Annotated in this window: 4 protein-coding genes and 2 pseudogenes; 2 read left to right on the top strand and 4 right to left on the bottom strand. The window is 27.3% G+C overall.

Annotation, left to right across the window (positions count from 1 at the left end; translation table 11 throughout):
• Together AWT65_RS06645 and AWT65_RS06200 are read left to right on the top strand one after the other, a co-directional pair.
• Positions 1 to 505 (top strand): metal ABC transporter solute-binding protein, Zn/Mn family (locus tag AWT65_RS06645; RefSeq protein WP_415860019.1); only part of this gene is annotated, 505 nt, incomplete at its 5' end.
• Positions 506 to 518: 13 nt separating this feature from the next.
• Entirely contained in the window at positions 519 to 947 is a 429-nt protein-coding gene (locus AWT65_RS06200) for a hypothetical protein (RefSeq protein ID WP_066730167.1), read from the top strand.
• A gap of 43 nt (positions 948 to 990) precedes the next feature.
• Here the strand turns inward: AWT65_RS06200 and AWT65_RS06535 are convergent, their stop codons facing one another.
• From AWT65_RS06535 to AWT65_RS06970, 4 genes and pseudogenes are all read right to left on the bottom strand, one after another.
• Entirely contained in the window at positions 991 to 1,131 is a 141-nt protein-coding gene (locus AWT65_RS06535; protein ID WP_157055074.1) for a hypothetical protein, read from the bottom strand.
• Positions 1,132 to 1,292: 161 nt separating this feature from the next.
• Positions 1,293 to 1,967, bottom strand: a complete 675-nt coding sequence (locus tag AWT65_RS06960) for a YadA-like family protein (RefSeq protein WP_232292798.1) — start codon at positions 1,965 to 1,967, stop codon at positions 1,293 to 1,295.
• Positions 1,944 to 2,081, bottom strand: a pseudogene (locus tag AWT65_RS06965) (hypothetical protein); the annotation flags it as partial. The pseudogene AWT65_RS06965 and the gene AWT65_RS06960, both read right to left, overlap by 24 nt.
• Before the next feature lie 114 nt (positions 2,082 to 2,195).
• A pseudogene (locus AWT65_RS06970) lies at positions 2,196 to 3,032 on the bottom strand (hypothetical protein); the annotation flags it as partial.
• Between the last annotated feature and the right edge of the window lie 64 nt (positions 3,033 to 3,096).

The following is a 3,096-nucleotide window of genomic DNA, read 5'->3' on the forward strand; positions in this document are numbered from 1 at the left end:
AGGTGAACATGAAGGAGAACCTAATCCGTATGCTTATTTGAATCTTAATAATTTATCAAAAATGTATAAGATTGTAGCCCATGATTTAGCTTTAATATTCCCACAAAATGCAGAAAAAATACAAACTAATTTAAATTCTGCCTTGAAAGATCTTGATAATTTAATTGATGAATACAATGAAATAGATATTGATGGTGCTATTACATTATCTGAAGATCTTAATTATCTTACATCATATTTAAATATTTATACTAATTTAGTTGAATATGATACTATTACCAAGGACAATGTAAAGAAAATTATGGCTGATACTGGTCTTAAGACCTTTATTACTGAAAGACCTTTGAAAAAAGAAATTTCTGATGTAATTATCAAAAATGGTGGAAAGATTATTTTCATAAAAACTGGTGCTTTCCCTGAAGAAGATGAAAATAATGATGAATTAATGCAAAAATTTGGTTTAATAAATATCTTAAAAGAAAATTTAAATGAATTGAAAAAATAGGAGGAAGGTTTCAATGAAAAAATTATTAGTTATGTTTCTAACAATGCTAACATCAATGCTAGTATTTGCTCATGCACCTTTATTAGATGTAACTGACAATAATGATGGTTATGTATATATAGAAGGTGGTTATTCAAATGGTGAAGATGCTACTGGTACTGAAATTTGGGTAGTAGAAAATAAGAATTATAATGGTTCTGAAGAAGTATACAATGGAAAATTAGTCATCTTTCATGGATACCTTGAAAAAGGTGCTCAATTAAAACTTCCTAAACCTAAGATTAGTAAATATATCGTAGTATTTGATGGAGGTCCTGGACACGAATTAGAAAAGAAAGGTCCAAAATTAACTAAGGATGAAATGGCTGCTTGGGAAAAAGCAATCGCTACTGACACAAAATTAGGTAAATGGAAAGATAAATGGTTAGGAAAAGTTAAATAAAAAATTTGCACCCAGTCTAATTATATTGGGTGCTTTATTAATTTTAATATAATTTCTTAATTATTTTTTTAAGAATTTCCTTTATTTCTTCATTTTCTTCAGCATATATATTTCTTCCACTTACAAGGAATAAACTTGAAATAAGTAAAATAAAATTAATTTTTTTCTTAACATCTATTTTCATACTAATACCTCAATTCAAAAATCTCTTAATTAATTCTACCCCCCCCCGCATTTATTTTCAAAGTTTTTTTATAGTTTTTTTATATTTCTTTATTAACTATCAAAAAAAAATGAAACCATAATTTTATTAAAGTTTCATTTTTATCGATAATAGTTTTTTAACTATTTATTCATTAATTTTTTAATAATCTCTTTCAATTCTTGATTTTCTTTTTCTAATTTATTTAATCTTTCTTCAAAATTATTACTTTTATTAACACTACCCATCATAACACTAGCTCCTATACCAAAGGCTAGATTACCCTTACTATTAACTGATCCACTTAGTTTGTATGTTAAGTTTTGCTTATCATTTGTTCCACTAAAGCCTACTGCTACTGCATGAGATCCTCCATAGTATCCATATGATGCCGCTAAATTAAACTTTCTATCTCCACTTACTTGTGGTAAGTTAGCTATAGCTACTGCATTTGATACACCACTTAATACTAGGTCTGATTTTTTATCAAGTTTTGCAACTTTTTCATCTACATATGCTTTATCTGCCTTATTTGCCTTAATAGTTTTTAAGTCTTCTATTACAACAGCACTATTTCCATTTTCACTAGTTGTTTGTGCTGGTGTTGTATCTGAGCTTGTTGTATTGCCATCACCTAATGAACTTTTAATATTAGAAAGTTTATGTAATTCCTTAGCTTTTATAATAACCTCACCTGTGTATTCCTTATTCTTATCACTACCTTCTGTATAGTAGTATTTATTATTATACTTATACAAACTCTTGTTATCTTTAGTTGCATATTCAAATGGTGTAGAATCATCAACATAAGTCTTCAATTCTTTCAATTGTGCTACATTGACTGCATCTGTGTCATTATATCCTGCAGCAACATTTGCTATTTGTCTTGTATGTATTTTACTAACTAGATCTTCAAAACCACCAACAGATACTACTCCAAAATCAGCTATCCATTCACTTTTATTTTTATATTCTTCTTCATTTAAATTATGTGGTCTATAACCAACTTCTTTACTAGCATCACCTGCTATAGAACGTATTCCTAACGCAACACTATTCATTCCATATGCATATGACTGACTACCAATAGCCGTAGAATACTTACCTAAACTTTTTGCATTTTCTCCTAATGACACAGCACCTTGATTTAAAGCTTTAGCTCCTGATCCGATAGATATTGTTGCATCTCCTATAGCTGACGCAACTTTCCCTATAGCAATATTCCCCTGAGTTCCAGAATTTTCAGCATTAGCTAACAATCCTATAACAACACTATTAGATGAATTATACGCTTTACTAAAAGGCCCCAATACCGTATTATAGTCCAAATAATTTTTTTGTGTTTTTACAATCTGTTTTATAACTTCATCAGCTTTATCTTTATTTTCAATTACTTTTTGTATTTTATAGTCATTATAATAACCATATGGATCAAATGCTGAATACAATAGTTTATTATCATCTTGAGCACCTTTTTTTACTTTCTCAATAAGTGTATCAATAAATTCAAAATCATATTCACCAATTTTAGATAATTTATCTTTTATTATATTTCTTATTTCACTTTTAGATTTATTTTTATTTTCTTCTATAGCAGATAAAATACCAGTATCTTTATATTTTTTACTAAGTTCTTTCGAAATTTCATCTTTAATTTCTTCTACTTTTTTATCCTTATTTTTTATAACTATATCTAGAATAGGATCATCAATTATATTATTTATACCTCCAATAACATTATTTCTACTTACCAATTTGTCATATTTTTCACGACTTCCTCCAAATATAATGTTGTATTTAGTTACAAAATCTTTAGTAGTATCCGCATGCCCAATGTTTGCTATCATCATTAATGTAGCACAAATTAAAATAGACTTTTTCATTTTTACTTCCCCTTTTTTTATTGTTTACACATATATTTTATTCAAAAAAAAAAAAAAAAAAAAA

Source organism: Sneathia sanguinegens (assembly GCF_001517935.1).
Taxonomy (GTDB): Bacteria; Fusobacteriota; Fusobacteriia; order Fusobacteriales; family Leptotrichiaceae; genus Sneathia; species Sneathia sanguinegens.